This is a genomic window from Mesorhizobium sp. P160219 (assembly GCF_057786095.1).
The window spans coordinates 4,832,759-4,857,993 of the sequence record NZ_JBYNWG010000001.1; the positions used below are offsets into that span (position 1 = coordinate 4,832,759).

The 25,235-nt window shown below is 61.9% G+C and carries 25 protein-coding genes and 1 tRNA gene; 13 read left to right on the forward strand and 13 right to left on the reverse strand.

Annotated features, from left to right (window positions below):
* Positions 1-67: 67 nt before the first annotated feature.
* Positions 68-427, forward strand: a complete 360-nt coding sequence (locus tag AC3EMP_RS23525) for an isochorismatase family protein (protein WP_352596465.1) — start codon at positions 68-70, stop codon at positions 425-427.
* Between the two features lie 82 nt (positions 428-509).
* Here the strand turns inward: AC3EMP_RS23525 and AC3EMP_RS23530 are convergent, their stop codons facing one another.
* Positions 510-1,424 (reverse strand): LysR family transcriptional regulator, encoded by a 915-nt coding sequence (locus AC3EMP_RS23530; RefSeq protein ID WP_352543114.1) that lies wholly within the window; start codon positions 1,422-1,424, stop codon positions 510-512.
* Positions 1,425-1,584: 160 nt separating this feature from the next.
* On the opposite strand from AC3EMP_RS23530, the gene AC3EMP_RS23535 reads away from it, so the two are divergent.
* The 7 genes from AC3EMP_RS23535 (at position 1,585) to AC3EMP_RS23565 (ending at position 8,034) form a co-directional block, all read left to right on the forward strand.
* On the forward strand, positions 1,585-2,226 hold the full coding sequence (locus tag AC3EMP_RS23535) for a glutathione S-transferase family protein (protein ID WP_031193118.1): 642 nt from the start codon (positions 1,585-1,587) through the stop codon (positions 2,224-2,226).
* A gap of 132 nt (positions 2,227-2,358) precedes the next feature.
* Complete coding sequence (locus tag AC3EMP_RS23540) at positions 2,359-3,285, forward strand: DMT family transporter (RefSeq protein WP_352596463.1); 927 nt, start codon at positions 2,359-2,361, stop codon at positions 3,283-3,285.
* A 227-nt stretch (positions 3,286-3,512) separates the two neighbouring features.
* On the forward strand, positions 3,513-4,397 hold the full coding sequence (locus tag AC3EMP_RS23545; RefSeq protein ID WP_023667661.1) for a cytochrome c oxidase subunit II: 885 nt from the start codon (positions 3,513-3,515) through the stop codon (positions 4,395-4,397).
* Between the two features lie 22 nt (positions 4,398-4,419).
* Positions 4,420-6,189: a cytochrome c oxidase subunit I gene (gene ctaD / locus AC3EMP_RS23550; protein WP_023681631.1), complete on the forward strand. Its 1,770-nt coding sequence runs from the start codon at positions 4,420-4,422 to the stop codon at positions 6,187-6,189.
* A complete protein-coding gene (locus AC3EMP_RS23555; protein WP_023753355.1) occupies positions 6,186-6,890 on the forward strand; it encodes a cytochrome c oxidase subunit 3 in 705 nt (234 codons plus the stop codon). Before ctaD ends, AC3EMP_RS23555 begins: the two co-directional genes overlap by 4 nt.
* Before the next feature lie 13 nt (positions 6,891-6,903).
* The gene (locus AC3EMP_RS23560) at positions 6,904-7,626 is read left to right on the forward strand and encodes a heme-copper oxidase subunit III family protein (protein ID WP_023667664.1); all 723 of its coding nucleotides are present in this window, start codon (positions 6,904-6,906) and stop codon (positions 7,624-7,626) included.
* A 9-nt stretch (positions 7,627-7,635) separates the two neighbouring features.
* Positions 7,636-8,034, forward strand: a complete 399-nt coding sequence (locus tag AC3EMP_RS23565; RefSeq protein ID WP_023681633.1) for a cytochrome C oxidase subunit IV family protein — start codon at positions 7,636-7,638, stop codon at positions 8,032-8,034.
* Between the two features lie 63 nt (positions 8,035-8,097).
* Here AC3EMP_RS23565 and AC3EMP_RS23570 read toward each other — a convergent pair whose 3' ends face one another.
* The 4 genes from AC3EMP_RS23570 to tig all read right to left on the reverse strand — a co-directional run bounded on the left by AC3EMP_RS23570 (position 8,098) and on the right by tig (position 12,300).
* The gene (locus AC3EMP_RS23570) at positions 8,098-8,919 is read right to left on the reverse strand and encodes a DUF2189 domain-containing protein (protein WP_023691119.1); all 822 of its coding nucleotides are present in this window, start codon (positions 8,917-8,919) and stop codon (positions 8,098-8,100) included.
* Between the two features lie 179 nt (positions 8,920-9,098).
* Positions 9,099-10,031: a heme o synthase gene (locus AC3EMP_RS23575; RefSeq protein WP_023753356.1), complete on the reverse strand. Its 933-nt coding sequence runs from the start codon at positions 10,029-10,031 to the stop codon at positions 9,099-9,101.
* A gap of 153 nt (positions 10,032-10,184) precedes the next feature.
* Positions 10,185-10,565 carry a c-type cytochrome gene (locus AC3EMP_RS23580; protein ID WP_023667668.1) on the reverse strand — a complete coding sequence of 127 codons (381 nt, stop codon included), beginning with the start codon at positions 10,563-10,565 and terminating at the stop codon, positions 10,185-10,187.
* 259 nt (positions 10,566-10,824) lie between these two features.
* Positions 10,825-12,300: a trigger factor gene (tig, locus tag AC3EMP_RS23585; RefSeq protein WP_023681635.1), complete on the reverse strand. Its 1,476-nt coding sequence runs from the start codon at positions 12,298-12,300 to the stop codon at positions 10,825-10,827.
* Between the two features lie 352 nt (positions 12,301-12,652).
* On the opposite strand from tig, the gene AC3EMP_RS23590 reads away from it, so the two are divergent.
* Positions 12,653-12,737, forward strand: a tRNA-Leu gene (locus tag AC3EMP_RS23590).
* A gap of 101 nt (positions 12,738-12,838) precedes the next feature.
* Here AC3EMP_RS23590 and AC3EMP_RS23595 read toward each other — a convergent pair.
* The 3 genes from AC3EMP_RS23595 to AC3EMP_RS23605 form a co-directional block, all read right to left on the reverse strand.
* Positions 12,839-14,287 carry an aromatic amino acid lyase gene (locus tag AC3EMP_RS23595; protein WP_023753357.1) on the reverse strand — a complete coding sequence of 483 codons (1,449 nt, stop codon included), beginning with the start codon at positions 14,285-14,287 and terminating at the stop codon, positions 12,839-12,841.
* A gap of 75 nt (positions 14,288-14,362) precedes the next feature.
* The gene (locus AC3EMP_RS23600) at positions 14,363-14,944 is read right to left on the reverse strand and encodes a GDYXXLXY domain-containing protein (protein WP_023697610.1); all 582 of its coding nucleotides are present in this window, start codon (positions 14,942-14,944) and stop codon (positions 14,363-14,365) included.
* On the reverse strand, positions 14,941-16,053 hold the full coding sequence (locus AC3EMP_RS23605) for a DUF2157 domain-containing protein (RefSeq protein WP_023697611.1): 1,113 nt from the start codon (positions 16,051-16,053) through the stop codon (positions 14,941-14,943). Before AC3EMP_RS23605 ends, AC3EMP_RS23600 begins: the two co-directional genes overlap by 4 nt.
* Before the next feature lie 235 nt (positions 16,054-16,288).
* On the opposite strand from AC3EMP_RS23605, the gene AC3EMP_RS23610 reads away from it, so the two are divergent.
* From AC3EMP_RS23610 to trmFO, 3 genes are all read left to right on the forward strand, one after another.
* Positions 16,289-16,429: a DUF1127 domain-containing protein gene (locus tag AC3EMP_RS23610; RefSeq protein WP_006335194.1), complete on the forward strand. Its 141-nt coding sequence runs from the start codon at positions 16,289-16,291 to the stop codon at positions 16,427-16,429.
* Between the two features lie 51 nt (positions 16,430-16,480).
* Entirely contained in the window at positions 16,481-16,624 is a 144-nt protein-coding gene (locus AC3EMP_RS23615; RefSeq protein ID WP_023667673.1) for a DUF1127 domain-containing protein, read from the forward strand.
* Positions 16,625-17,140: 516 nt separating this feature from the next.
* Positions 17,141-18,553 carry a methylenetetrahydrofolate--tRNA-(uracil(54)-C(5))-methyltransferase (FADH(2)-oxidizing) TrmFO gene (gene trmFO / locus AC3EMP_RS23620; protein WP_023753359.1) on the forward strand — a complete coding sequence of 471 codons (1,413 nt, stop codon included), beginning with the start codon at positions 17,141-17,143 and terminating at the stop codon, positions 18,551-18,553.
* Between the two features lie 36 nt (positions 18,554-18,589).
* Here the strand turns inward: trmFO and AC3EMP_RS23625 are convergent, their stop codons facing one another.
* The 5 genes from AC3EMP_RS23625 to yajC form a co-directional block, all read right to left on the reverse strand.
* The gene (locus AC3EMP_RS23625; protein ID WP_488494739.1) at positions 18,590-19,408 is read right to left on the reverse strand and encodes a phytoene/squalene synthase family protein; all 819 of its coding nucleotides are present in this window, start codon (positions 19,406-19,408) and stop codon (positions 18,590-18,592) included.
* Positions 19,409-19,433: 25 nt separating this feature from the next.
* Positions 19,434-19,823: an Mth938-like domain-containing protein gene (locus AC3EMP_RS23630; protein ID WP_023688226.1), complete on the reverse strand. Its 390-nt coding sequence runs from the start codon at positions 19,821-19,823 to the stop codon at positions 19,434-19,436.
* An 11-nt stretch (positions 19,824-19,834) separates the two neighbouring features.
* Positions 19,835-22,387 carry a protein translocase subunit SecDF gene (gene secDF / locus AC3EMP_RS23635; protein ID WP_023667677.1) on the reverse strand — a complete coding sequence of 851 codons (2,553 nt, stop codon included), beginning with the start codon at positions 22,385-22,387 and terminating at the stop codon, positions 19,835-19,837.
* Positions 22,388-22,604: 217 nt separating this feature from the next.
* Positions 22,605-23,600, reverse strand: coding sequence for a SecDF P1 head subdomain-containing protein (locus tag AC3EMP_RS23640; RefSeq protein WP_023697614.1), 996 nt, complete (start codon positions 23,598-23,600; stop codon positions 22,605-22,607).
* Positions 23,601-23,653: 53 nt separating this feature from the next.
* Positions 23,654-24,001 (reverse strand): preprotein translocase subunit YajC, encoded by a 348-nt coding sequence (yajC, locus tag AC3EMP_RS23645; RefSeq protein ID WP_023667680.1) that lies wholly within the window; start codon positions 23,999-24,001, stop codon positions 23,654-23,656.
* A gap of 271 nt (positions 24,002-24,272) precedes the next feature.
* Here yajC and AC3EMP_RS23650 point away from each other — a divergent pair, with 271 nt between their 5' ends.
* Complete coding sequence (locus AC3EMP_RS23650; RefSeq protein ID WP_023688224.1) at positions 24,273-25,148, forward strand: ATP-binding protein; 876 nt, start codon at positions 24,273-24,275, stop codon at positions 25,146-25,148.
* Positions 25,149-25,235: the final 87 nt, after the last annotated feature.

The following is a 25,235-nucleotide window of genomic DNA, read 5'->3' on the forward strand; positions in this document are numbered from 1 at the left end:
GGAATTGCGATGTCTCGATGAAGAGCCTGCTGCTCACCTGATCAACGTCGGAAACAGGAAACGAGCAATGCCCCAGCCCGGCGACGAACCATGGCCGTTCGACAAGCAACGCGCAGCCCTTCTGGTCATCGACATGCAAAGCGACTTTGTCGATGAGGGCGCCGTCATGGAAGTGGCCATGGCCCGCCATCGCATTCCGGCGATGCGGCAGGTGGTCGAGCTTTGCCGCGCGCAAGGCGTCCCGGTTATCTACACCCAGCATGTGCTCAGCGACCATTTCGATATCTCGCCGCTGGAAACCGGCTATCAGCCGAAGCTGAAAACCAAAGGAATGCGGAAAGGCAGCGCCGGCGTGATGTCGAGGGTTGCATTGTGCGATGCCTCGTCCAGTCCGCCATTGGCGTCGCTGATGAAAGCCACCTTGTAGTCGCGCATGAAGGCGCGTGATGACGGTTGCCGAGCTTGGGAACCTGTTGCGGAGTTGAACCCCAGCGTCAGCTGGCTGCGTCTCAAGCTCCGGCGCCGAGCCTGCCCTCAAGAAGGTCGCGCCGCTGCTGCAATTCGCCGGAGACGAATTTGGTGAAGGCGTGGACGCGCGCCGTGCGGCGCAAATCGTCGTGCACCAGCACCCACAGCGCCGAGCCAATCTCCTCGATCAGCCCTCCGACCCTTACAAGCCCGGGCAGGCTGTCGCCGAGATAACAGGGCAGCGCCGCAACCCCGATACCGGCGCCCGCCGCATACGACATCGTCACCAGGGAATCGGCGCGCATGGCGATCTCGACATCGGGCAGCGACGACCGCATCCAGCGGGCGACGCCGGTGTTGGCTAGGCTGTCGTCGGGCGCGATCCAGCGCAGCGCACCCAATCTCGGCTCCGGGGGTAGCGTTTCGGCATAGGAACGTGTCGCGTAGGCGGCGAAGGCGACGCCCGAAATGCGCCGGCCGACCAGGATTTCCTGCGGTTGCGACACCGGCCTGATCGCCACGTCTGCATCCCTTTGCGTCAGGTTGGCGATGGAATTCTGCGTCATCGCCTCGACCCGTATGCCGGGATGGAGCTTATGAAACGCCGCCAGGATCGGCGGCAGCACCGACGCCATCAGCGTATCGGTGGTGGTGACCCGCAACCTGCCTTCAAACCTGAGATCCTGCCCCGACAGTTTGCGCGCCAGTTCATTGACCGTCTCGGCCATTGTGCGTGCCGCGCCCAGCAGTTCCTCGCCGCCCGCGGTGAGGGCATAGCCAGTCGGCAGCCGATCGAAAAGGCGGATACCCAGCCGCGCCTCGAAGGCGTTGACGCGCCGCAGCACAGTCGTGTGGTTCACGCCCAGGATCCGAGCCGCCGCCGCCAGCGAAGCGCCATCGGCGACGGCCAGCACCATGCGCAGATCTTCCCAGTCGATATCGCGTGAGCTGTGCATTCTTGCAGAAAGATAAAAGAAAGCGATGCGCTCTGCGAGTCAAAATGACGCTTCGCTGTGCAAAAACGCAGAGCAAGCGGGCGAATCGGCATGTCGATCTGCGCATGCACGCACGCCATATGGAGTCCGACGACAAAAGAAACAGTCGCGGAGAAGAGCAATGACGCCGATAGAACTCTACACCTGCCAGACACCCAACGGGCACAAGGCCTCGATCATGCTGGAAGAGGTCGGCCTGCCCTACTCGGTCCGCTTGGTCGACATCGAAAGGGGCGACCAGACCAAGCCTGATTTCCTGGCGCTCAATCCCAACAACAAGATCCCGGTGATCGTCGACCGGGACGCCGGCCGCACGGTCTTCGAATCCGGCGCCATCCTACACTACCTGGCGCGACGGTCGGGCAAGCTTCAGCCGGTGGGCGCGCAGGAGGCGGACGATACGCTGACCTGGACCTTGTTCCAGGCGGCCCATGTCGGCCCGACGCTTGGCCAATTGTGGAATTACAAAATCTTCGCGCCGGCAAAAATCCCTTACGTGATCGAGCGTTTTGAGCGCGAAACCGGACGTGTCTTCCGCGTTCTCGATAGCCGGCTCAAGCACCATGAGCACATTGTCTGCAAAAGCTACGGCATCGCCGATGTGATGACATGGCCATGGATCAACGCGGCCGTCACCAAGCTCGGCCTCAGCCTCGATGACACACCAAACCTGGCGCGCTGGTATGCGGCCATCGGCCGCCGCTCCGCAGTTGTCAGAGGGATCGCTGTTCCCGCCCTGCCGGAAGCGTCAGCGGCCGCTTAGATCATGATGAGATTTGGTTGAAATCTCATCATGACCTAACCCTTTGTTGGAGCATGATCTTTTCCAAAAACCGGCACCCACTTTTTGGGATCATGCCCTAGCCGCCGCACCCCGCATTCAAGGAATACGATCGTGGAAATCCTCTTCGTCCCTCTGGCGCTTGTCGCCGGTGGCCTGCTTGCGGTGCAAGCCGGCGCCAATGCCCAACTTTCAAAGGCGGTCGGCTCACCCTTTGCCGCGACCACGCTTCAGCTCGCGGTCGGCGCCATCGTGCTGTTGTCAATCATGGCCCTCACCGGAACGACACCGGCTCTGCTTGCCGTTCGGCAAGCCGAATGGTGGCATGCGATCGGCGGCATGGCTTCGGCCTTCTACGTCGTTTCGACCATTCTTGTGTTCCCTCGCCTTGGCGCCGTCGTGTCCGTCGGGCTCTTCATCGCCGGGCAGATGCTTGCATCCTTCGCCCTCGACACGTTCGGCTGGCTCGGGATCCCCGAAGCAGGACTGCGAGCCGGGCCTGCCTTCGGCATGCTCGTCTTGCTTGCCGGTGCTGCCCTCATCGTTCTGGGACAGAAGGGCGCGGCGGACAATCTGGCGCCCTCGAAACTCGGCTGGATCGGACTGGCGCTGCTGGCAGGCGCCGTGCTTCCGGTGCAAGGCGCTGTAAACGCCTTGCTTCGGCACGACCTTGGCGGCGCGCCATTTGCGGTCGGCACCATCTCGTTCCTGGTGGCGATGCTGGCCATGGCCGCGGTGCTTCTGATCACGCTTGCCTTGACGAAGACGCCCCGCCCTCGCCTCGCCGGCCTGTCGTCGATGCCCTGGTGGGGCTGGCTCGGAGGTTTTGCCGGCGCCACCTATGTCACGACCGTGTTCACTGCCATCCCCGTCATCGGAGCGGCAGCTGCCGTCAGCCTGACGGTGGCCGGCCAGCAGGTCGCCGGCATCTTCGTCGACACCTTCGGCTGGTTCCGCCTGCCGCAGCGGCTTGTCTCCGGCATGCGGCTCGCCGGCGTCGTGCTGCTTTTGGCCGGCTGCATCATCATCAAGGCGCTTTGATCCCGCTGGAACAAGGCAAGCCGAATCAAACCAGCCCCTGCCCTCCCTGATTTGGGGGGTCGGGTGTCGCTCCGGCGTCACCAACGAAGCAAGGTCCGGCGCCGCAGAAGCAATTTTTCGCTCCTTCCACAACCGGCTCTAGAATTTCGATCGCAAATCACGCATGATGCACTTGGTATTTTCCCGGGACGGCTTCGCGCCCCCTGAAATACCGGGAGGAACGGGACATGCCCATAGTGGTTGTACTCGTTTTGATCGTCGTGGGCTCGGTGTTGTTCCACTTCCTGAGCCCATGGTGGTGGACTCCGATTGCCTCGAATTGGGACTATATCGACAACACCATCATCATCACCTTTTGGATCACCGGCGTCGTCTTCGCCGCGGTCGTCCTATTCATGGCCTATTGCGTCTTCCGCTTCCGTCACCGCGAAGGCAACCAGGCGGCCTACGAACCGGAGAACAAGCGGCTCGAATGGTGGCTGACGATCGTCACCGGAGTGGGTGTTACCGCCATGCTGGTTCCCGGCCTGTTTGTCTGGAGCCGGTTCGTCAATGTTCCAAGCGACGCAACCGTGGTCGAAGTCGTCGGCCAGCAATGGCAGTGGAGTTTCCGCTTGCCCGGCAAGGACGGCAAACTCGGCACATCCGACACCCGCGACGTCACCGCTGAAAATCCGCTGGGCGTGATCGCTAAGGATCCCAGCGGCCAGGACGACGTCGTGGTCGAAGCGGCCGACCTGCATCTGCCGGTCGGCAAGCCGGTCAAGATGCTGCTGCGCTCGATCGATGTGTTGCACGATTTCTACGTTCCGGAATTCCGCGCCAAGATGGACATGATACCGGGCTCGGTCACCTATTTCTGGTTCACCCCCACCAAGACCGGGACCTTCCAGGTTCTGTGCGCCGAACTGTGCGGCCAGGGGCACCCGATGATGCATGGCATCGTCATGGTCGATACCGAGCAGGACTATGTGGCCTGGCTCGACCAGCAGCAGACGTTCGCGCAATTGTCGGCGCCGCAGCAGACGGGCTCGGTGGAACAGGCGCCGGGCAACGCGACGGCGTCAGCTCTAGAAGTTGCGGCAAAACTCGAAACTGTCGGGTCCCGCTGAAGGGCACGGAGGTGCTCCGCCTATGGTCGATATCACGCCTGCAGATGCCGTCCCGCCCGCCGAAGTCGCGGAAATGGAGCTTTACCATCCGCACAGCTGGTGGACGAAGTATGTCTTCTCGCAGGACGCCAAGGTCATCGCCATCCAGTATTCGGCGACCGCAACGGCCATCGGCCTGGTCGCGCTGGTGCTGTCCTGGCTGATGCGGCTGCAGCTCGGCTTCCCCGGCACGTTCGATTTCATCACCCCCGAGGCCTACTACCAGTTCATCACCATGCACGGCATGATCATGGTGATCTACCTGCTCACGGCACTCTTCCTCGGCGGCTTCGGCAACTACCTGATCCCGCTGATGGTCGGCGCCCGCGACATGGTCTTTCCCTATGTCAACATGCTGAGCTACTGGATCTACCTCCTTGCCGTGCTGGTGCTGGTGTCGAGCTTCTTTGCGCCCGGCGGACCGACCGGCGCCGGGTGGACGCTCTATCCGCCGCAAGCCATCATGACCGGCACACCTGGCGGCCAGGAATGGGGCATCATCCTGATGCTCGTCTCGCTGATCCTGTTCATCATCGGCTTCACCATGGGCGGTCTGAACTATGTCGTGACGGTGCTGCAGGCCCGCACGCGCGGCATGACGATGATGCGCCTGCCGCTGACCGTCTGGGGCATCTTCACCGCCACCGTCATGGCGCTGCTCGCCTTTCCGGCGCTGTTCGTCGCCTGCGTGATGATGCTGCTTGACCGCGCGCTTGGAACCTCCTTTTTCATGCCCGCGGTCGTCGAGATGGGGGAACAGCTACAGCACAATGGCGGCAGCCCGATCCTGTTCCAGCATCTGTTCTGGTTCTTCGGCCACCCGGAAGTGTACATCGTGGCGCTGCCGGCCTTCGGCATCGTCTCCGATCTGATCAGCACGCATGCGCGCAAGAACATTTTTGGCTACCGGATGATGGTCTGGGCCATCGTTGGCATCGGCGCGCTGAGCTTCGTGGTCTGGGCGCACCACATGTATGTCAGCGGCATGCACCCCTATTTCGGCTTCTTCTTCGCCACCACGACACTGATCATCGCCATCCCGACGGCGATCAAGGTCTACAATTGGGTGCTGACGCTGTGGCGGGGCGACATCCATCTCACCATACCGATGCTGTTTGCCATGGCTTTCATCGTCACCTTCGTCAATGGCGGGTTGACCGGGCTGTTTCTCGGCAACGTCGTCGTCGACGTCCCGCTGTCGGACACGATGTTCGTCGTCGCTCACTTCCATATGGTCATGGGTGTTGCTCCGATCGTCGTCATCTTCGGCGCGATCTACCACTGGTACCCGAAGGTCACCGGCCGGATGCTGAACGAGACGCTCGGCCGGTTCCATTTCTGGGTCACATTTCTCGGCGCCTACCTGATCTTCTTTCCCATGCATTACATCGGCCTGATGGGCGTGCCGCGGCGCTATGCCGAACTGACCGACGTGACGGTCATGACGGAGTCGGCGCATCACCTGAACTCGTTCATCAGCATCATGGCGTTTATCGTCGGCTTCGCCCAGATCGTTTTCCTGTTCAATCTTATCTGGAGCATCCGCCATGGGCGCGAGGCCGGTGGCAATCCATGGCGAGCCACGACACTCGAATGGCAAACGCCGCAGACGCCACCGGCGCATGGCAATTTCGGCAAGGATCTGCCGATCGTCTATCGCTGGGCCTATGACTACAGCGTGCCCGGCGCCAAGGAGGACTTCATTCCGCAAAACATGCCGGGCACGTTCGGCCCCTCCAGGGAGCCGGCATGAGCGTCATCCTGGTCTTCCTTCTCGTGATCGCCGGCTTTGCCGGCTGGTGGCTCTCGCATCAGCGGCTGATGGCGAAACCATGGCTCGAGCAAGGTGTGGCAGGAGATTTTGTCGCCTTCGACCGATCGAGCCTGCCGACCGCCAAGATCGGCCTCGGTGTCTTCCTCGCCGTGGTCGGCTGCCTGTTTGCGCTGTTCACCAGCGCCTACTTCATGCGTATGGCGCTGTCGGACTGGCAGCCGCTGCCCATCCCACGCCTGCTCTGGCTCAACACCGGCATGCTGGTGCTGAGCAGCATCGCGCTGCAATGCGCCTCGATCGCGGCGCGCAAGCGCCAGATGGACACGGTCAGGCTAGGCCTTGCCGCGGCTGGGCTCACCGCGATCGCCTTCCTCATCGGGCAGCTCATGGCATGGCGGGACCTGACCGCCGATGGTTATTTTCTGGCCTCCAATCCGGCCAACAGTTTTTTCTACCTGATAACCGGGATGCACGGCCTGCATATCGTGGGAGGGCTGGTGGGCCTGAGCAGGACAACCGCCGGCGCCTGGAACGGTGCACGCCCGGAACGGCTTCGCCTCAGCGTCGAATTATGCGCCATGTACTGGCATTTCCTGCTTTTCGTCTGGCTCGCCATCTTCGCTCTTTTGGCCGGCTGGGCCGTGACGTTCATCGATATTTGCCGGCAGTTGCTGACCTAGGAGGTCGAGGAGCATGGCAGAAACCACACTGACGCATACCGGCCAAACGGAGACGCGGCCCGCAGGCTGGCAAGGCATCGCCGCCGACTGGTCCTCGGATCAGCGCGCGTTCAAGAACGTGTCCTGGGGCAAGGCCATGATGTGGATCTTCCTGCTCAGCGACACCTTCATCTTCGGCTGCTTCCTGCTCTCCTACATGACAGCGCGCGTTTCCACGCGCGTGCCGTGGCCCAATCCGAGCGAGGTCTTTGCGCTTCGCATCGGCGGTTCGGACATTCCACTGATCCTGATTGCCATCATGACCTTCGTGCTGATATCGAGCAGCGGAACGATGGCCATGGCGGTCAATTTCGGCTATCGCCGCGACCGCCGCAAAACCGCAATCCTCATGCTTCTGACGGCAGCGCTAGGAGCCACCTTCGTCGGCATGCAAGCCTTCGAATGGACCAAGCTGATCACCGAAGGGGTACGGCCGTGGGGCAATCCCTGGGGCGCGGCACAATTCGGCTCGACTTTCTTCATGATCACCGGCTTCCACGGCACGCATGTGACGATCGGGGTGATCTTCCTCATCATCGTGGCGCGAAAGGTCTGGCGTGGAGACTACGACGTCGGTCGCCCCGGCTTCTTCACCAGCCGCAGGGGTCGCTACGAGAACGTCGAAATCATGGGGCTCTACTGGCATTTCGTCGACCTGGTCTGGGTGTTCATTTTCGCATTCTTCTATCTTTGGTGAGAGGCTGACATGGCTGAAGCAACCGCAAACGGCCTCGGGCAACACGCGCTGCACTCTGATCATGCGCATGAAGGGTCATCGACCGGCGTCGCGGAGATTCATCAGGAACATCCGATCAAGCTCTATCTGGTGGTCTGGGCGTGGCTGTTCATCCTTAGCGCCTGCTCCTACATGGTCGATTATCTCGGCATCCACGGCTATCTCAGATGGTCTCTGATCCTGATCTTCATGATCCTCAAGGCCGGGCTGATCGTCGCCGTGTTCATGCACATGGCCTGGGAGCGGCTGGCGCTTACCTATGCGATCATCCTGCCGCCGCTTCTGATACTGGTGTTCGTGGCGATGATGCTCTTCGAAGCGGACTACACGCTTCTCACCCGGTTGTCTTTCTTCGGACCGGGGCCCTGACGCACAGTCTTCATCTCCGGTCAAAGACCGGAGATGAAGCTTCCCATCAGCTGATCTGCAGGGTCAGAGGCCTACCCGCGTCGGGGACGATGGCGGCTCCACAACCTTGCGGTAGACATGCCAGGTGGCGTGACCCAGGATCGGCAGCACGACCGCCAGCCCGGCAAACACCGGCAGCGAGCCTATGATCAGGGCGACGGCGACAATCAGTCCCCAGACAGCCATGGGGATCGGGTTCGCCAGCACCGCTCGCACCGACGTGTGGATGGCTTCGTAGGCGCCGACGTCGCGGTCGAGCAGCAATGGGAAGGCGACAACCGTCGTGCACAACACCACCGCGGCGAAGACGAAGCCGATGGCGTGCCCCAGGACAATCAGAGACCAGCCGCGTCCGGTGGCAAATATTTCATTGATGAAGCCCGAAATCGATGCAGGCGGAGCCGGGCCGAAGAGATATTCGTAGAACACCTGCGCCGCCAAAAGCCAGGCGATGAAGATTGCAACCAGCATGATCCCGACTGCGGCGATGGCTGGCAGGGCCGGAGAATTCCTGACCTCGAAAGCGTGCGTCCAGGAGGTGTCGAGCCCGGCTTCTCGTCTGCGGCTGATCTCATAGAGGCCGATCGCCGCGAATGGACCGATCAGCGCAAAGCCGGACACCAGCGGAAACAACATCGGCAACGCATTGGCGCCCGAAGTCCAGGCAGCGAGCACCACGCCGACAAGCGGATAGATCAGGCAGAGAAAGACGATGTGCGACGGTTTGACCATAAAATCGTCAACACCGCGCTTGAGCGCATCGAAAAGATCGGAAACACTGATTTTTCGGATTTTGGTGTGTTCCAGCGTTTCGCTGGCGCCTGCAATCACGTGAAAACTTGTCATGCCCGTTCCTCCAGACCAGGTCCGGCAAGGTCGCGGTTTCACGGTGCTGCCGTTCTGCATGACTGGCCACGCGAACCGCGACCTGCACCGCAATCAATATACTCCATTGACTGGAGCTTGTCGCCCGTTCTTACAAAAGGCTCCCGGAAGGCGAGGTTTCCGAACACAGCGTCATGCCGTCACCCTCCGGCTGACATGAACGCGCGTATCGCTATGGTGTCGGCAAGCAGCACGGCAAAGATCGCGAAAAGATAGAAGATCGAATAGGCAAACAGCGCCTTGGCCGGCTTCATCTCCTTGTCGAGGATGACCAGGGCGTTCCAGGCATGCCAGATGAAACCCGCGCCCAATGCAGCCGAAACAATCCCATAGACCCCGCTCGTAAATCCGAACGCCCAGGGCAGCACTCCGATCGGTGCCAGGAGCAGTGAATAGGCGAAGATCTGCCTTCTGGTCGAGGCCTGGCCGGCCACGTTCGGCATCATCGGGATGCCGGCAGCGGCATAGTCGCCGGCCTTGAACAGTGCGAGCGCCCAGAAATGCGGCGGCGTCCACAGGAAAATGATCAGGAACAGGATGAGGCTTTCAATGCCGATGGCGCCGGTGGCCGCCGCCCAGCCGATCATCGGAGGAAGGGCACCCGCCGCGCCGCCGATGACGATGTTCTGCGGTGTCGAGCGCTTCAGCCACATCGTATAGATGACGACGTAGAAAAAGATGGTGAAGGCCAGCAGTGACGCGGCAAGCCAGCCCACCAGCACGCCGAGCGTCATGACCGAAAGTGCGGAAAGCACCAGGCCGAAGCCGAGCGCTTCGCCGGCCGTGACGCGGCCCGACGGAACCGGCCGCTTTGACGTGCGCGACATCAGCGCGTCGATGTCGGCGTCGTACCACATGTTGAGCGCGCCGGCCGCTCCCGCTCCAACCGCAATCGCACCTATGGCGATCACGGCGATGACCGGGTTCATCGCGCCGGGCGCCACCATCAGACCGACGAAGGCGGTAAAGACGGCAAGGGCCATGACCCGAGGCTTCAAGAGCGCAAAGAAATCACTGGCCGTCGCTTCCGAGAGGCGGACGCCGGTATCCTTAACGCTTTCCTTGACCGACATTTGAGACGACCATCGATGGAAACCGGGCAGCCTAGAGCAATTCCAGAAAGAGCGTATGCGGTTTTCCGTCCGGAATTGCGTAAGAACAAAGAGATCGAGCGGATCGCCGTTTCCGTGAGACGGTGAAACGCTCTGGCCGGCCGACGAGCCAGGTTACGGGGAAAATTGCTTCAGATAGGCGATGACGTTGGCGACGTCCTCGTCCTTCTTGAGACCGGGAAACGCCATCTTCGTCCCTTTGACCATTGCCTTGGGGTCGTGAAGATACGTCGTCAGTGTCGGTTCATCCCATTTGACGCCGGATGTGCCGGCCGCGATCATGGCTTCGGAATATTTGAAATCCGGATGCGTGCCGGCCGTCCGGCCGATAACGCCATGCAACGAAGGGCCTATCTTGTTGGTGTCTTGGTCTGCGACGTGGCAGACCTTGCATTTGGTGAAGACCTTCTCGCCCGCCGCGGCGTCCTGTGCCCGCGATGGATTGGCGATGAAAGTTGCAACGGAAACGACGGCGAAAAACGCAACCAAGCGCATGGCATTCCTCCCTGATCGTCAAATTTTCCTCAGACGGTCTGCACATGCCGGTAGCACCAGCATGCGCCCTGCACGGCAGAATAGATTCTCCGCTCCTCCCCAGATGGAATTGCGGCACTTGTGTACCACAGAATCTGGCCGGTAGGTAGAACAGGTCGACCGTACAAAGGTTCAGGTGGGCTGCGGTGGCTCAAGGCACATCCGCCACAACGAAAAAGGCCGCCTCGAGGGCGGCCTTTTCTGATCTTGTCGTCAGGCGCTATTCGGCGTCCTTGGCGGCCTTCTTCTTCGGGGCTGCCTTCTTCTTCGGCTCTTCCGCGTCGTCGGCCTTTTCAGCCTTGTCGGCCTTCTTGGCAGCGGCCTTCTTCGCCGGCTTGGCCTTGGCTGTATCGCCCTCTTCGTCGTCAGCCATCAGCTCTTCCTTGCTGACCTTGACGTCGGTGACCGAGATCTGGCTGAGCAGATGGTCGACGACCTTCTCCTCGAACATCGGCGCGCGCAACGTGTTCAGGGCTTCCGGATTGCTGCGATAGAACTCGAAGGCTTCCTGCTGCTGGTTGGCCGGGTAGCGGCGCACCTGCTCGAACAGGCCGCGCTGCAGTTCCTCGTCGGAAACGGTGACGCCGGCCTTCTCGCCGATCTCGGCCAAAACCAGGCCGAGACGCACGCGGCGCTCGGCAAGCCGCAGATATTCGGCGCGTGCCTCTTCTTCCGTCGTCTCCTCGTCGGCGAAGGTACGGCCGGCGGCTTCGAGATCGCGGTTGACCTGGGTCCAGATGTTGTTGAACTCGGCATCGACGAGCTTCGACGGCGCCTCGAACGAATAGGCCGCGTCAAGCTGGTCGAGCAGCTGGCGCTTGACCTTCTGGCGGGTCATCGAACCGAACTGGTTCTCGATCTGGCCGCGCACCACGTCGCGCAGGCGCTCCAGCGATTCCAAGCCGAGGTTCTTGGCCATCTCGTCGTTGATTTCCAGCGCGCCGGGCTTGGACACTTCCTTGACGGTGACGTCGAAGGTGGCTTCCTTGCCGGCCAGATGCGCTGCCTGGTAGTTTTCCGGGAAAGTGACGGTGACCTGCTTCTCGTCGCCGGCCTTGGCGCCGATCAGTTGGTCCTCGAAGCCCGGAATGAATTCCTTGGACCCCAGAACCAGCGGCTGGTCGGTGCCGGCGCCGCCGGAAAAGGCCTCGCCGTCGATCTTGCCGACATAGTCGATCGAAACGCGATCGCCTTCGGCGGCCTTGCCGGTCTTCGGCTCGAAGCTTCGCGCCGATTCGGCAACGCGCTGGACCTGCTCGTCGATCTCGCTGTCCGGCACTTCGAATACCTGGCGCGTCACCTTGATGTCGGAGAAATCCTTGATCTCGATCGCCGGGATGACCTCGTAGTTGAGGCGGAATTCGAAGTCGGCGCCGCCGGCCAGGATCTTCTCGGCCTCTTTCTCGTCTTCCGTCATGATCACTTCAGGCTGCATGGCGGCCTTTTCGCCGCGCCCCGTGATGATCGAACGGGTCGAATCGTTGAGGATTTCGTTGACCACTTCGGCCATGAACGACTTGCCGTAGACCTTGCGCAAATGCTGCACAGGCACCTTGCCGGGACGGAAGCCGTTGATGCGGACCTTGTTCCTGGCGTCGGACAGCCGCGCCATCAGCTTGGCTTCCATATCACCGGCCGGCACGGTGATCTTGATCTCGCGCTTGAGACCGGAGTTGAGCGTTTCGGTGACCTGCATCGTAAAACCTTTATCTTCACCAAAGAGGCTGCCACGGCGTCTTGCCGTTCACAGCCTGCCGGTACAATCTTGCCGGGAATGGCTTTTGGTACGGAACCTGGCGATTTGACCGAAATTACGGCTCAAATTGTTCCAAACTGCGTTCCAAGATGTGAATAAGTTCTTGTTTTTCCTACTTCTTATCACATTCTGCAGAAGCGGATCGGCGCGTCCCGTCACATTTGACACGCCTTTTGTCACAGGCGAGGCCAATTTTCAACCATCTTCGCGTTGCAGCGAATGACCGCCCCAACGGCAGACATTTTCGCCCCGACATTGACAGAATGATGGCTACATGGGATTGCCGAAAAATGCGGATGTGGCGGAACTGGTAGACGCCCTGGATTTAGGTTCCAGTGCCGAAAGGCGTGGGGGTTCGAGTCCCTTCATCCGCACCACCCTTCGCTCTATCGAGCTTCGGGTGGCAGGCCACCCAGGAGCTTGATAAAGCGAAGGGTGTCCTCCGAAGCCGTGGCGTAGGAGGACTGGCGGCGACGGCCTACACTTCAAACACTTGACCGGTAAACCACTCCGCCAATTTCGCCAGCTCCGGCCCCAGCACCCGGTCGGCGTCGACCGGGGGCACGATCTTCCTGATATCCGCGACAAAATCCTGCAATGCCGGCGGCGCGGCGCGTTCAGTCACGTACAGGGCCTGCGAGGCGATCATGGCCAGCATCGCCATTGCCGCATCGAGGCAGCGGCCGGCCGTCGCTTCCTTGGTCCAGGCGAAGAATGCGGTGGTGGCGACGTCGTCCTGGCCGGCGCCGGCCGATTCGGTGCCCGGAATGAAGGTGCGCTGCGCCGCGAGTTTGGCCTGTTCGAGATAGCCGGTGATCGCCATCGGCACATAGCCGACATTGCCGTGCCCGTCGCTGTCGGCCCAATGCCGCCCGGTCATCAACAGGTCGGGCAGCAGCGACACCTTGCCGTTCAGCAGCTTTGAGGCGTGGCGGTCGCAGAGCAGGCAGAGATCGGCCCAGATCGCCGCCAGATCGTCGAGCGCCGGCGTCGCCATGGCATTGTGATAGCCGCCGGTCGAGATGCAGCGCCCCAGCGGGTGCGCCGCGTCGGGCGGGATATAGACTGGATTGTCCGAGATCGAGGCCAGCGATACGGTCGCCGCCTGCTCGGCGACGGCCAGCGCCCGATGCGCATGGCCGAGCACACGCGGCACGATGCGGTAGCTGACCGGCGCCTGATAATTGCGCCGTCCATCCCCTGCGCCGACCAGAAACTGCCGCAACCCTTGCAAGGCGGCCGCTTCGTGTTCGTCGCCCCAGAGCCCGTCGAGCGCTGCATCATAATGCTCGAGCGGCGCACGAAACGCTTCGATCGACAGCGCGAACACCTTGTGCGCCATGGCGAGGCGACGACGCGCGGCAAGTGCTGCGTCCGCCACCAGTGCCGCCGCGCAGGGCGAGCCGTTGATCAGCGAACCGCGCTCCTTCACCTCAAGCTCAAGGCTGGCGGTAAGCGCAGCAAACAGCGGATAGAGCGCCAGGATCTCGCCGGCGCCACCCTGCCCTTGCGACGGCACCACCGGCATCGGGCCGCCGTCGAGCATCGCCGCGACCGCCCGTGCGATGCGCGGCGTGGTCGCGGCATTGCCTTCGATAAAGTTGGTCAGCCGCGCCAACACGATCGCCCTTACGACGCGCTCAGGCAATGGCTCACCGAACGATGTGGCGGCAGCAAAAGCCTTGATGCGCGCATGGCGGTCGCGCTCGTCAAGTTCGAGCTTGCGGCTTGCCAGCTCGCCCATCGCGGTGGTGACGCCGTAGATGACCGGCGGCGGATCGGACTCAATGAGTTTCAGGAACGAGGCGCGGCATTCGGCAATGCGTTGCAAGGCCTTGTCGCCGATTTCGACCGTGTCGATTCTCCAGGCGACGCGCAAAACGGCATCGAGATTGATATCTTCGCGCGTCGTCACCGTAATCGGCATTGTCTTCGCCCGTCTGGTTTGCATGAGGGCGAAGCGATCGATCGTTGCCGAAGTCCATGCCCTGGGTAATGTCTTCTAGTAGAGCGGTTCCTCAAACAATGTCTTGTCGCCGTCCATCAACGCCTTGATCTGTGCCTGGCCACTGGCGGCGAGCGCGATGCGCACGCCGAATGGCCGCACCCGCATGTCGTTCTGGATCGCCATGCCCTGGCCCTCAGGTAGGTAGAAGCGGTCGATGCCGTATTGCGGTGCGATCGTGGATTCAGGATCAAGCGTCCAGCCCGGCGCGACCTGGCCGACAATATCGGCTTCGTCGGCGGTCGCCGGCGTCGGAGCCTTGCCGAACCAGGCCGTGGTCGCATGCCAATAGCCGTCGGCACCCGGCTTCAGCCGGACCACGATCGGCGTGTTCTCGCTCACGAGCTGGCCGGCCGGGATGTTGGCGATCAGCTTCACCGGCAAGCGCGATATTTCATAGCCGAGGATAATATAGTCGCCGCGCAGCAGATCGCGCGGATCGACCGGCTCGACTTTCAGCAAGACCTCCTTGCCGTTGCGCAGGATCGCCGCGCGGCCGGCGATGATCCAGCTCAGGAAGCCGATCTGGACGAGCGCCAGGACCAGCGCCGAGATGACAAGTTTCTTTCCCGACATCATGCTGCCGCTCCTTCCGGGGCCTTCATGCGTTTTTCCACACGGATGATGACGAGAGCCAGGATGCCGAACAGCACTGCGGCAGCCAGGAAGAAGCCGGCCGTGCCGAGCATCGTCTGCAAGGTCACGACATAGATAATGGCGAGCTCGAAGGCAAAGCCGGCATAGGCAACCCAGCGCAGCCCCCTGCTCTCGCGCCCGCCCAGCATGATCGCCGCGGCAATGCCGGCCAGTGCGATGACCGACGCAATGGCAAAGCCGTTGCTGAAGGCGTTGTCATCGCCCAGTTCGATCTGCATCATCGCCAGCCCGGTGAGAAAGCCGATCAAGGCGTGCAAAGGCAACCGCCCGCCGAGCTGCAAGATCCGGTCGGCCGGCCCAGCGGCGAAGATCGAAACCGCAAACAGCAGCGCCGACACCACGACGAGAGGAATAGCCAGGGCGAGCGTGTTCTGGTCCAGGCCGCGCACCGCGATATAGAAAATGACCGAGAGAATGATCAGGTGGCGTGCCGGCTGGCTGCGCGTCCACAACGAGACGACAAAAAGCACCGGCGCCATGATAACGAAGAAATCCGGAAATACGGGGCGGTCATAAAAGTCGAACGCGCGCACGAACAGCCAGGCAACGGATATGCCGACGGCAGCGACCGTCAGCGGGTTCGAGCGCAACGCCACCGCGGCTAATGCCGTGCCGATGCCCCAGGTGACGATGGCCGAGGCTTCGTCACCCGTGAGATGGTACATCTGGCCGATCAGCGCGATCGATCCGCCGAAGGCCGCGGCGGCCACGATCCACAGCGCCTCGCCGATCGCCGCATGGTCGCGCATCTTCAACACCGCGCCGCCGACATAGCCGGCGAGAATGACGGCAAACAGCGCCGCGACCCGCACCAGCCGCGGGATCGCGTCCCAGTTGGCGGCGACGAAGAGCAGGATCGCGGCGCCGAACAGCAGCGCTGCCATCATAGCCAATATAGTGCCGAAGCTCAGCGATTTGCGCTCGTTTGCGTCGATGTCGCACTTAAGCGCATCGGCCGTCTTGGCGTCGATCAGGCCGGCCTGCAGCCACCGCCCGATATCGGCCCTCGCCCGTGACGAATAACTCGCCATGCCGCTTCTCCCCCAGCTTGGTCTTTCTGACAGCCGATCCGCCCAAATCGTTGACGCAACGTCATTTTCCGATTCGGGTTTCTTCATGACGAAGCCGTGAACGCGCGTTAATGTTGCATTGCACAATTTGCATTGCTGCCATGCGCCAACAGCACTTTTAAATCGATATTACCCAGCCTATTTACTGTTCGTACACAAACGGAATGATCCGAAGAAAGACGAAACGAGCACTACCATGAACCTGATCCGCAACTACCGCAACTGGCGCCGCTACCGGGACACCGTCTCCGAGCTGAGCCGCCTGTCGAACCGTGAACTGACCGACCTCGGCATCAGCCGCAGCGACATCCACTACGTCGCCCGCAAGGCGGTCTAATCCTCTTCGGATCGCAAATGATCCGAACCAGTTTTGAAAAAGAGAACGACAATGAACCTGATCCGCAACTATCGTAACTGGCGCGTTTACCGCGACACCGTTACCGAGCTGGGTCGCCTTTCGAACCGTCAGCTCCATGATCTCGGCATCGTCCGTGACGAGATCAAGATCATCGCCCGCAGGGCTACGATCTAGCCAGAATTTCGCCAGGGTCGACCTCCTCCCCGACCCTGACGGATACGGTCAGCCTTCACCTCCTCCCGAGGGTTGACCACCAAAACGGCGCCCGCCGCACCTCCTCCCGCGGCGGGCGCTGTTTCCAAAGCGAACGCAGTTCGTCTTTCCGAAGCGAACGCTAGTTCGTCTTCAAAGTGAACGCAGTTCGTCTTCCAGGGATTTCGCCTCCCTCGATCCGGCGAAAAGAATTTCGTCAAAGCCGACCTCCTCCCCGGCGATGGCGAATACGGCCGATCCCCACCTCCTCCCGAGGATCGGCCCCAAAAACGACACCCGCCGCACCTCCTCCCGCGGCGGGTGTTGTTGTTTTTGGGCAGGCTTTTCAATTGCGCATGCAGTCGATCGAGGCGCTTTACGCCGCCATCAGACCGTCGCTGCGGACATAAGAAAGTCGAGCTCCGTCGTTGCACGACAATGACCCACGCTCGCACCGGCCAATTGCAAACGGCGCGCCAAGCGATTATTCCGGCGCTCATGAGCAAAAATCCAATCCATATCGTCGGCGGCGGCCTCGCCGGCTCCGAAGCCGCATGGCAGGCAGCGCAAGCCGGTGTTCCCGTCATTTTGCATGAGATGCGCCCGGTGCGCGGCACCGATGCGCATAAGACCGATGGCCTGGCCGAGCTCGTCTGCTCCAACTCCTTCCGCTCCGACGATGCCGAAAACAACGCGGTCGGCCTGCTGCACGCCGAAATGCGGCTGGCCGGCTCGCTGATCATGAGTGCCGGCGACGCCAACCAGGTGCCGGCAGGCGGCGCGCTGGCCGTCGATCGCGACGGTTTCTCCGACGCGGTGACGAAAAAGCTTGAAGCGCACCCGCTGATCACCATCGAGCGCGAGGAAGTGCCGGGCCTGCCGCCGGCGGAGTGGGACCAGGCGATCATCGCCACGGGACCGCTGACCGCGCCGTCGCTCGCCCAGTCGATCGCCGAGGCAACCGGCGCCGACGCGCTGGCCTTCTTCGACGCCATCGCCCCGATCATCCATTTCGACACGATCGACATGGACACCTGCTGGTTCCAGTCGCGCTACGACAAGGTTGGGCCCGGCGGCACCGGCAAGGACTACATCAATTGCCCGATGGACAAGGACCAGTATCTCGCCTTCGTACAGGCGCTGGTCGACGGCCAGAAGACCGAATTCAAGCAGTGGGAAGGCACGCCCTATTTCGACGGCTGCCTGCCGATCGAAATCATGGCCGAGCGCGGCGTTGAGACGCTGCGCTACGGGCCGATGAAGCCGATGGGGCTGACCAATGCCCACAATCCGACGGTAAAAGCCTATGCCGTGGTGCAGCTGCGCCAGGACAATGCGCTGGGAACGCTCTACAACATGGTCGGTTTCCAGACCAAGCTGAAGCACGCCGAGCAGGTGCGCGTCTTCCGCACCATTCCGGGCCTGGAAAACGCCGAGTTCGCCCGTCTCGGCGGCCTGCACCGCAACACCTACATCAATTCGCCGACCTTGCTCGACGCCTCGCTGCAGCTGAAGTCGCGGCCGGGCCTGCGCTTTGCCGGCCAGATCACCGGCTGCGAGGGCTATGTCGAGAGCGCGGCGATCGGCCTGCTCGCCGGCCGCTTCGCCGCCGCCGAGCGGCTCGGCCACGCGCCATCGCTGCCACCGCTCACCACCGCCTTCGGCGCCTTGCTCAACCACATCACCGGCGGCCACATCGTTTCCGACGACGAGCCGGGCAAACGCTCGTTCCAGCCGATGAACGTCAATTTCGGCCTGTTCCCGCCGGTGGAAGCACCGAAGACCGAAGGCAAACGCCTGCGCGGCAAGGACAAGACGGTGGCCAAGCGCCACGCGATCACCTCACGCGCGCGGGCAGATTGTCGGGAGTGGCTAGGGCTGCCGGCGCAAACATCGGAAGCTGCTGAATAGCCAAGTCTCAGAGTCCTAACGCGATTGACGTTTACGTTAACTCGCTGGCCAACCCCGCGTTGCGCGCCTGAGCAACAGCCAATGCCGGCGCAGAGCCGAAAGCCGGGCTGCGCCACCAAGCGGAGAGCGGCCATTGGCCATCTTGCCGAGATAGGCGCTGGTCAGCGCCAGCGGCAGGAACGCCGGACGCAGCGTTTCCGGAAGTGCGGACGCCCCTTGCTCGAAAGCGCGGAGATGCTCCTGCGCCAATGCAATCATCGCAGCCACCGCGCGCTGAGCGCCGGGGCCGCCGTCGCCGCTGACGAACTCCTCCGGCGACGAGCCGGCCGCTGCAAGGATATCCGCCGGCACGAAGCATTGCCCGCGTCGGCGATGCAGCGGCAACAGCAGCAACAGGCCGGTCATCGCCTGGGCGCAGCCGGCCCTGCCCGCCAGTTCGGCAAAGCGCGGCGCCTCATTGGGATCGAGCACCATCGCCGCCAGCTGGATCAGCGCGGCCGCCGTCTCGCCGCAATATCCCTCGAGATCGGTGCGCGACGGCATCGGATCGTCATAGAGGTCGAAGATGCGGGCCTCGAGCATGTTGTCGAAGGCAGTTTTGGGCAGGCCATGGGCAGAAATCGTCGCCTTCAGCGCATCGGCGAGCGGGTTGCCTGTGGCTGCGGGTTCAGCAGCGATGACATCGCGCCACCATTGCAGCCTCACTTCGCCCGGCAATGCCTCGTGGATGCGGTCTCGGACAGACGCAATCTCGGCATTGAAGGCGTAAAGCGAAAACAGCGCCGCGCGCTTGTTGGCCGGTGCATAGAGTGCGCTGACATAGCGGTCATGGTCGCCGGCGCGCACCGTCTCCATGACGATGTCAGCTGTATCGGTCACGTCAGTCGACGGCGATCAGCGCCGCGGCCACGGCGCGGTCTTCGGCAAGCAGAACATTGTAGGTCCGCACCGCTGCCCCCGTCGACATCGGGTCGGAGCCAATGCCAGCCGCTTTCAGCGCCGCCCGAAGTGCTGTCGGCAAGGGCCGCAAATCCTTGCCTGTACCGACCAGCAGGATCTCGACCTTGCCGGCCTCAGCCAGCAGCAGGTCGAAATCCGCCGCCGTCAGGGCCAGCGGATCGGCCGGCTCCCAGCCATGGATGCCGGAGGGCAGGCAAAGAAGCGAGCCGCGATGCGACATGTCGGCGAAGCGGAAGCCGCCATTGCCGTAGGCTTCGATCGGCGCCCGTCCGGGGAAATGCGCCTCGCGGATGACGATGCCTTTTGCCACCAGCGCAGCCGTCAGGTCGCCATGGCCTTGCCGCCACCAACCGGCTTCTCCTCATCGGCGCTCGCTCCCTGCGGCCTGAGCCTGAACAGGATCAGCAAGGGCGCTGCGATGAAGATCGACGAATAGGTGCCGAAGACGACGCCGAACAGCATCGCCATGGTGAACGAGCGGATCACCTCGCCGCCGAACAACACGAGCGCCAGCAGCGCCAGGATGGTCGTCACCGAAGTTAGCGTCGTTCTCGACAGCGTCTCGTTGATGGCGTTGTTCAACAATTGTGGGAGCGGCATTCGTTTGTATTTTCGCAAATCTTCTCGAACACGGTCATAGACGACGATCGTGTCGTTGAGCGAATAGCCGATAATGGTCAGGATCGCCGCCAGCGAAGACTGGTTGAACTCGAGCCCGGTGATGACGAAGAAGCCCAGCGTCATCACCACATCGTGCACCGTCGCCACGATTGCGCCGACCGCGAACTGCCATTCGAAGCGGAACCAGACATAGACCAGGATGCCGATCAGCGCGATGATCATCGCAATCGTGCCTTGCTTGGCCAGTTCGCCCGAAACGGTGGGACCCACCACCTCGACGCGGCGGAAATCGTAATTGTCCTGCAGCTCGCCGCGCACCTTGTCGATGACGGTCTGCTCGGCGTTCTCACCGCCATCCTGGGTGCCAACGCGGATCAGCACGTCATTCGGCGCGCCGAATTGCTGGACCTGCACTTCACCGATATTGAGCTCCGACAGCCGGCTTCTGATATCGCCAATATCGGCGTCGCCTTGCTTGGACTGCACCTCGATGATCGAGCCGCCCTTGAAGTCGATGCCGTAGTTGATGTCGATGGTCAGGAATCCGATAACCGACGCGATCGACAGCAGGCTGGACAGTGCGAACGTCCAGCGGCGGATGCCCATGAACGGGATTTTCGTGCCGGCCGGAACGAAGGTCACCGGCGCACGCGGCAATTCCTTCGGACGCGCACGGCGCAGCCAGATCGACACCAGCAGACGGGTGAAGGTGAAGGCGGTGAAGACCGTGGTCAAGATGCCGATGGCATAGGTGATGGCGAAGCCCTTGACCGGTCCGGTGCCGAGATAGAACAGCACGACCGTGGCAATCAGCGACGTCACGTTGGAATCCACGATGGTCGCCAACGCCTTGGTGAAGCCTGTGTCGATCGACTGGATGACCGAACGGCCGGCCCGTCGCTCCTCTCGGATACGCTCATAGATCAGCACGTTGGAATCGACCGCCATGCCGATGGTCAGCACGATACCGGCAATGCCGGGCAAGGTCAGTGTCGCGCCAAGCAGCGACAAGACCCCGACGATCATCGCCACGTGCACGGCGAGCGCAATGTTGGCGAGGAAGCCGAGAAGTCCGTAGGCGACGAACATGAAGGCGACGACGAGAATGGAGCCGATGATGCCGGCGACCTTGCCGGCATGGATCGAATCCTGGCCGAGGCCCGGGCCGACGGTGCGTTCTTCGATCACGGTCAGCTTTGCCGGCAGCGCGCCGGCGCGCAGCAGCACGGCGAGGTCGTTGGCGCTTTCGGCGGTGAAATTGCCTGAGATCTGGCCGCTGCCGCCGAGGATCGGTTCGCGGATCACCGGCGCCGAAATCACCTGATTGTCGAGGATGATGGCGAACGGCTTGCCGACATTCTGCTGCGTCGCCTGGCCGAATCGTGTCGCACCGCGCGAGTTGAAGACGAACGAAACCACCGGCTCGTTGTTTCGGGAATCATAGGTTGCCGTCGCCTTGGCAAGATCTTCACCGGACACGATGACGCGATTTTCCACCAGATACGGAACCGGCGGATCGTCCTGCGAATAAAGCACCGAGGAGCCTGCCGGCGGGCGGCCGTTCAGCGCATCCTGCACCGACATCGAGGTATCGACCATCTGGAAGGTCATCTTGGCGGTCTGGCCGATGATCTCCTTCAGCCTTTGCGGATCCTGCAGGCCCGGCACCTGGACGAGTACACGGTCGTCGCCCTGCCGCTGCACGATCGGCTCGGTGGTGCCGAGTTCGTTGACGCGACGCTCGACGACTTCGATCGACTGCGCCAATGCGGCCGAGGTGCGGTATTTGATGCCGGCGTCGGTGACGGTGAATTTGAGCAGCCCGGCTTCGGAATCATCCAGGGACATCTCCTGGATGGAGCCACCGGTGAACAGGCCGGCGGCGACCGGATCGGTCAGCGGCTTAAGCGCCGCCTTGGCGGCATCGATCTGGGTTGGATCGGTGATGCGCACTTGTACGGTCCTGCCGGTGCCGCCAAGGCCGGTATAGCCCACCTTGGCATCGCGCAGCAGCGTGCGGATCTCGTCGCGCGTCGTTTCCAGCTGCGCCTTGACCAGGTCGTTCTGGTCCATCTGCAAGAGGATGTGCGAACCGCCCTGCAGATCGAGACCAAGCGTCATCTGCCGCTTCGGCACCCAGTTGGGCAATTGCGCCAATGTGCTGGCCGGGAAGAGATTTGGCGCGGCAAGGATGAATGTGACGGCCACGGCGATCCAGATCAGGATCATCTTCAGGCGCGAAAAATACAGCATATGGCGTTGTCCGTCAGGGCGTACTGGCGGATCGTTCCGCCGACAATTCGGTTATTTCTTGGCGTTCTTATTTGCCACCGGCTCGCCCTTAACCCGCACTTCGCCGATTGTCGAGCGCGCTGAGGTCAATTTGGCGCTGCCGCCGGCAGCGGTTTCGGCGTCAATCGCCTCTGTCGGTTCCATTCTAATTCTGATCACCGCCGGGCGCTATCGTGCGCTACTCGACTATTTTCAATTGTGCAGGCATCGGTCCGGAACGCAAAAGCAAGGCCAGATCATCGGCGTTCTCCTTTGTAAGGTTGCCCGATATCTGGCCGCGGCCGTTAAGAATTGGCTCGCGGACGACTGGCACCGAAAGCACTTGGTTGTCGAGGATCATCGCAAATAGCTTGCCGACATTCTGCGAGGTCGCCTGCGCAACGCGTGCCGTTGCCCTGGAATCGAAGGTGAACGAAACCGCCGGCTCATTTGTGACGGAGTTGGAAGTCGCCTGAGCATTGACAATGTCGTCACTGGAAACGATCGTTCGGCTCTCAACCAGATAGGGAACCGGTGGATCGTCCTTCGAATAAACCACCACCGAGCCAGCGGGCGTCCGGCCATTGATCGCATCAGCGACCGGCATCGACTCATCAACCCACTGAAAAGTCAGCATTCCGGTTCGGGTGAGAATTCTCCTCAGCCTTTGCAAATCCGCAACGCCCGAGGTCCGGACCAGCATACCGTCTTCGCCCTCTGGCCGCACTACTGGGTCGGCTACACCAAGATCACGCAGGCGATTCTTAATGACCACGATCGACTGCGCAAGCGCGATCGACATCCGATACTTGATACCTGTGTCTGTTACCGTGAACTTGAGCAACGCTGCTCCGGTATCATCCAGGATCACTTCCTGGACCGGACCAGCGCTGCCAAGGACAGGATCAGTCACCGCCTCCAATGCCATCTTGGCCGCGCCGACCTGAGCGGCGTCGGTGATATGCACCTGAACGGCCCGACCCGACTTAGCAAGACCAGTATAGCCGATCCTTGCATCGCGCAGCAGCGTCCTGATTTCGTCACGCGTCGCCTCCAACCGGCGATCGATCACATCGGTCGCGTCCAATCGAAGCAGCACGTCCGCGCCGGCAGCGTGAAGACTGGGCGCGTCGACGAGCATTGTGGCCATAGCAAGCCAGATCAGGATCATTTTCAGGCGCGAAAAATGGACCATACGCCGTCTTTGTCAGAGCTCTGCCCGCGGATCGCTCCGCTTGGGAAACTGGCTTACTTCTTGGCGTTCTGGTTGGCCACCGGCTCGCCCTTGACCCGAACATCGGCGATCGTCGAGCGCAGCGCCGTCACCTTGGTGCCGCCGCCAAGGTCGATCTCAAGCTCATTGTCGTCGATCACCTTGGTCACCTTGCCGACGAAGCCGCCGCCGGTGATGACCGTGTCGCCACGGCGCACGGCCGAGATCATCTCCTGGCGCTTCTTCAACTGGGCGCGCTGCGGCCGGATGATGAGGAAATACATGATCACGAAGATCAGAACGAACGGGAGTATCATGCCGATATCCCCGAACGGACCAAGCGGAGTTCCGGTAGCTTGGGCGTATGCCGGTGTGACGAACATCAAGAACTCCTGGTTACGAAGAAGGCCGTAGGGCGGCCTCGCCAAATTTGGCCGGAATATAGTGGGTAAAGTTACCAATGCAACTGCGCGGCCGGGCTTTCAGCTGCTTTTCCGGCCGGTTGACCCGTGTTAGAGCATGCTCCCGGAATACGGGCGTGGTTTTCGCAAAAGATCATGCCCAAACAAAAGCTTGGAACCAGTTTCTATCTCGCCCGGATCAAGACGATTTCGGCCCCTACGCACGTTCGTGCGGAAACATAAAAGACGAGACATGACCGACAGCACCATCGAGGCCCTGAACCAAAAGCTCGACCGCCTGATCGAGGCGGTCACCCGCCTCGCCCCGCCGCCGGTGCCGCAAACCGATCTTGCGGTTGCCGATTGCTTCGTCTGGCAGGCCGACCCCGGCTATCTCGAGCCGGTGCGCAAGGTCAACCGCGTCGACATCGGCCTGATCCGCGGCGTCGACCGCGTGCGCGACATTCTGGTCGAAAACACGGAACGCTTCGCCGCCGGCCATGCCGCCAACAATGTGTTGTTGTGGGGTGCGCGCGGCATGGGCAAATCCTCGCTGGTCAAGGCCGTGCATGCGCAGATCAACGCCCAGGCCAAATCCGACCTGCCGCTCAAGCTGATCGAGATCCATCGCGAGGATATCGACACGCTGCCCAGGCTGATGGGCCTGCTGAAGGCGGCGCCGTTTCGCTTCATCCTGTTTTGCGACGACCTCTCCTTCGACCATGACGACACCTCCTACAAGTCGCTGAAGGCAGCCCTTGAAGGCGGCGTCGAGGGCCGCCCGGCCAATGTCATCTTCTACGCCACGTCGAACCGCCGGCACCTGTTGCCGCGCGACATGATCGACAATGAGCGCTCGACCGCCATCAACCCGTCCGAGGCGGTCGAGGAAAAGGTTTCGCTGTCCGACCGTTTCGGCCTGTGGCTCGGCTTCCACAAATGTTCGCAGGACGAATATCTCGACATGGTCAACAGCTATGCCAGCCATCACGGGCTCACTATCGACCCGGAGCAGCTGCGCGCCGAGGCGCTGGAATGGGCAACGACGCGCGGCAGCCGCTCGGGCCGCGTCGCCTGGCAGTTCACCCAGGATCTGGCCGGCCGGCTCGGCAAGCCGCTGAACGACTGATTGATTTGCGTCAGGTCACTGAAAAAGCCCGCCCCTTGCGGAGCGGGCTGAGCCGGCGGGCCGGACTGGAGGTCAGACGGCCTGCAA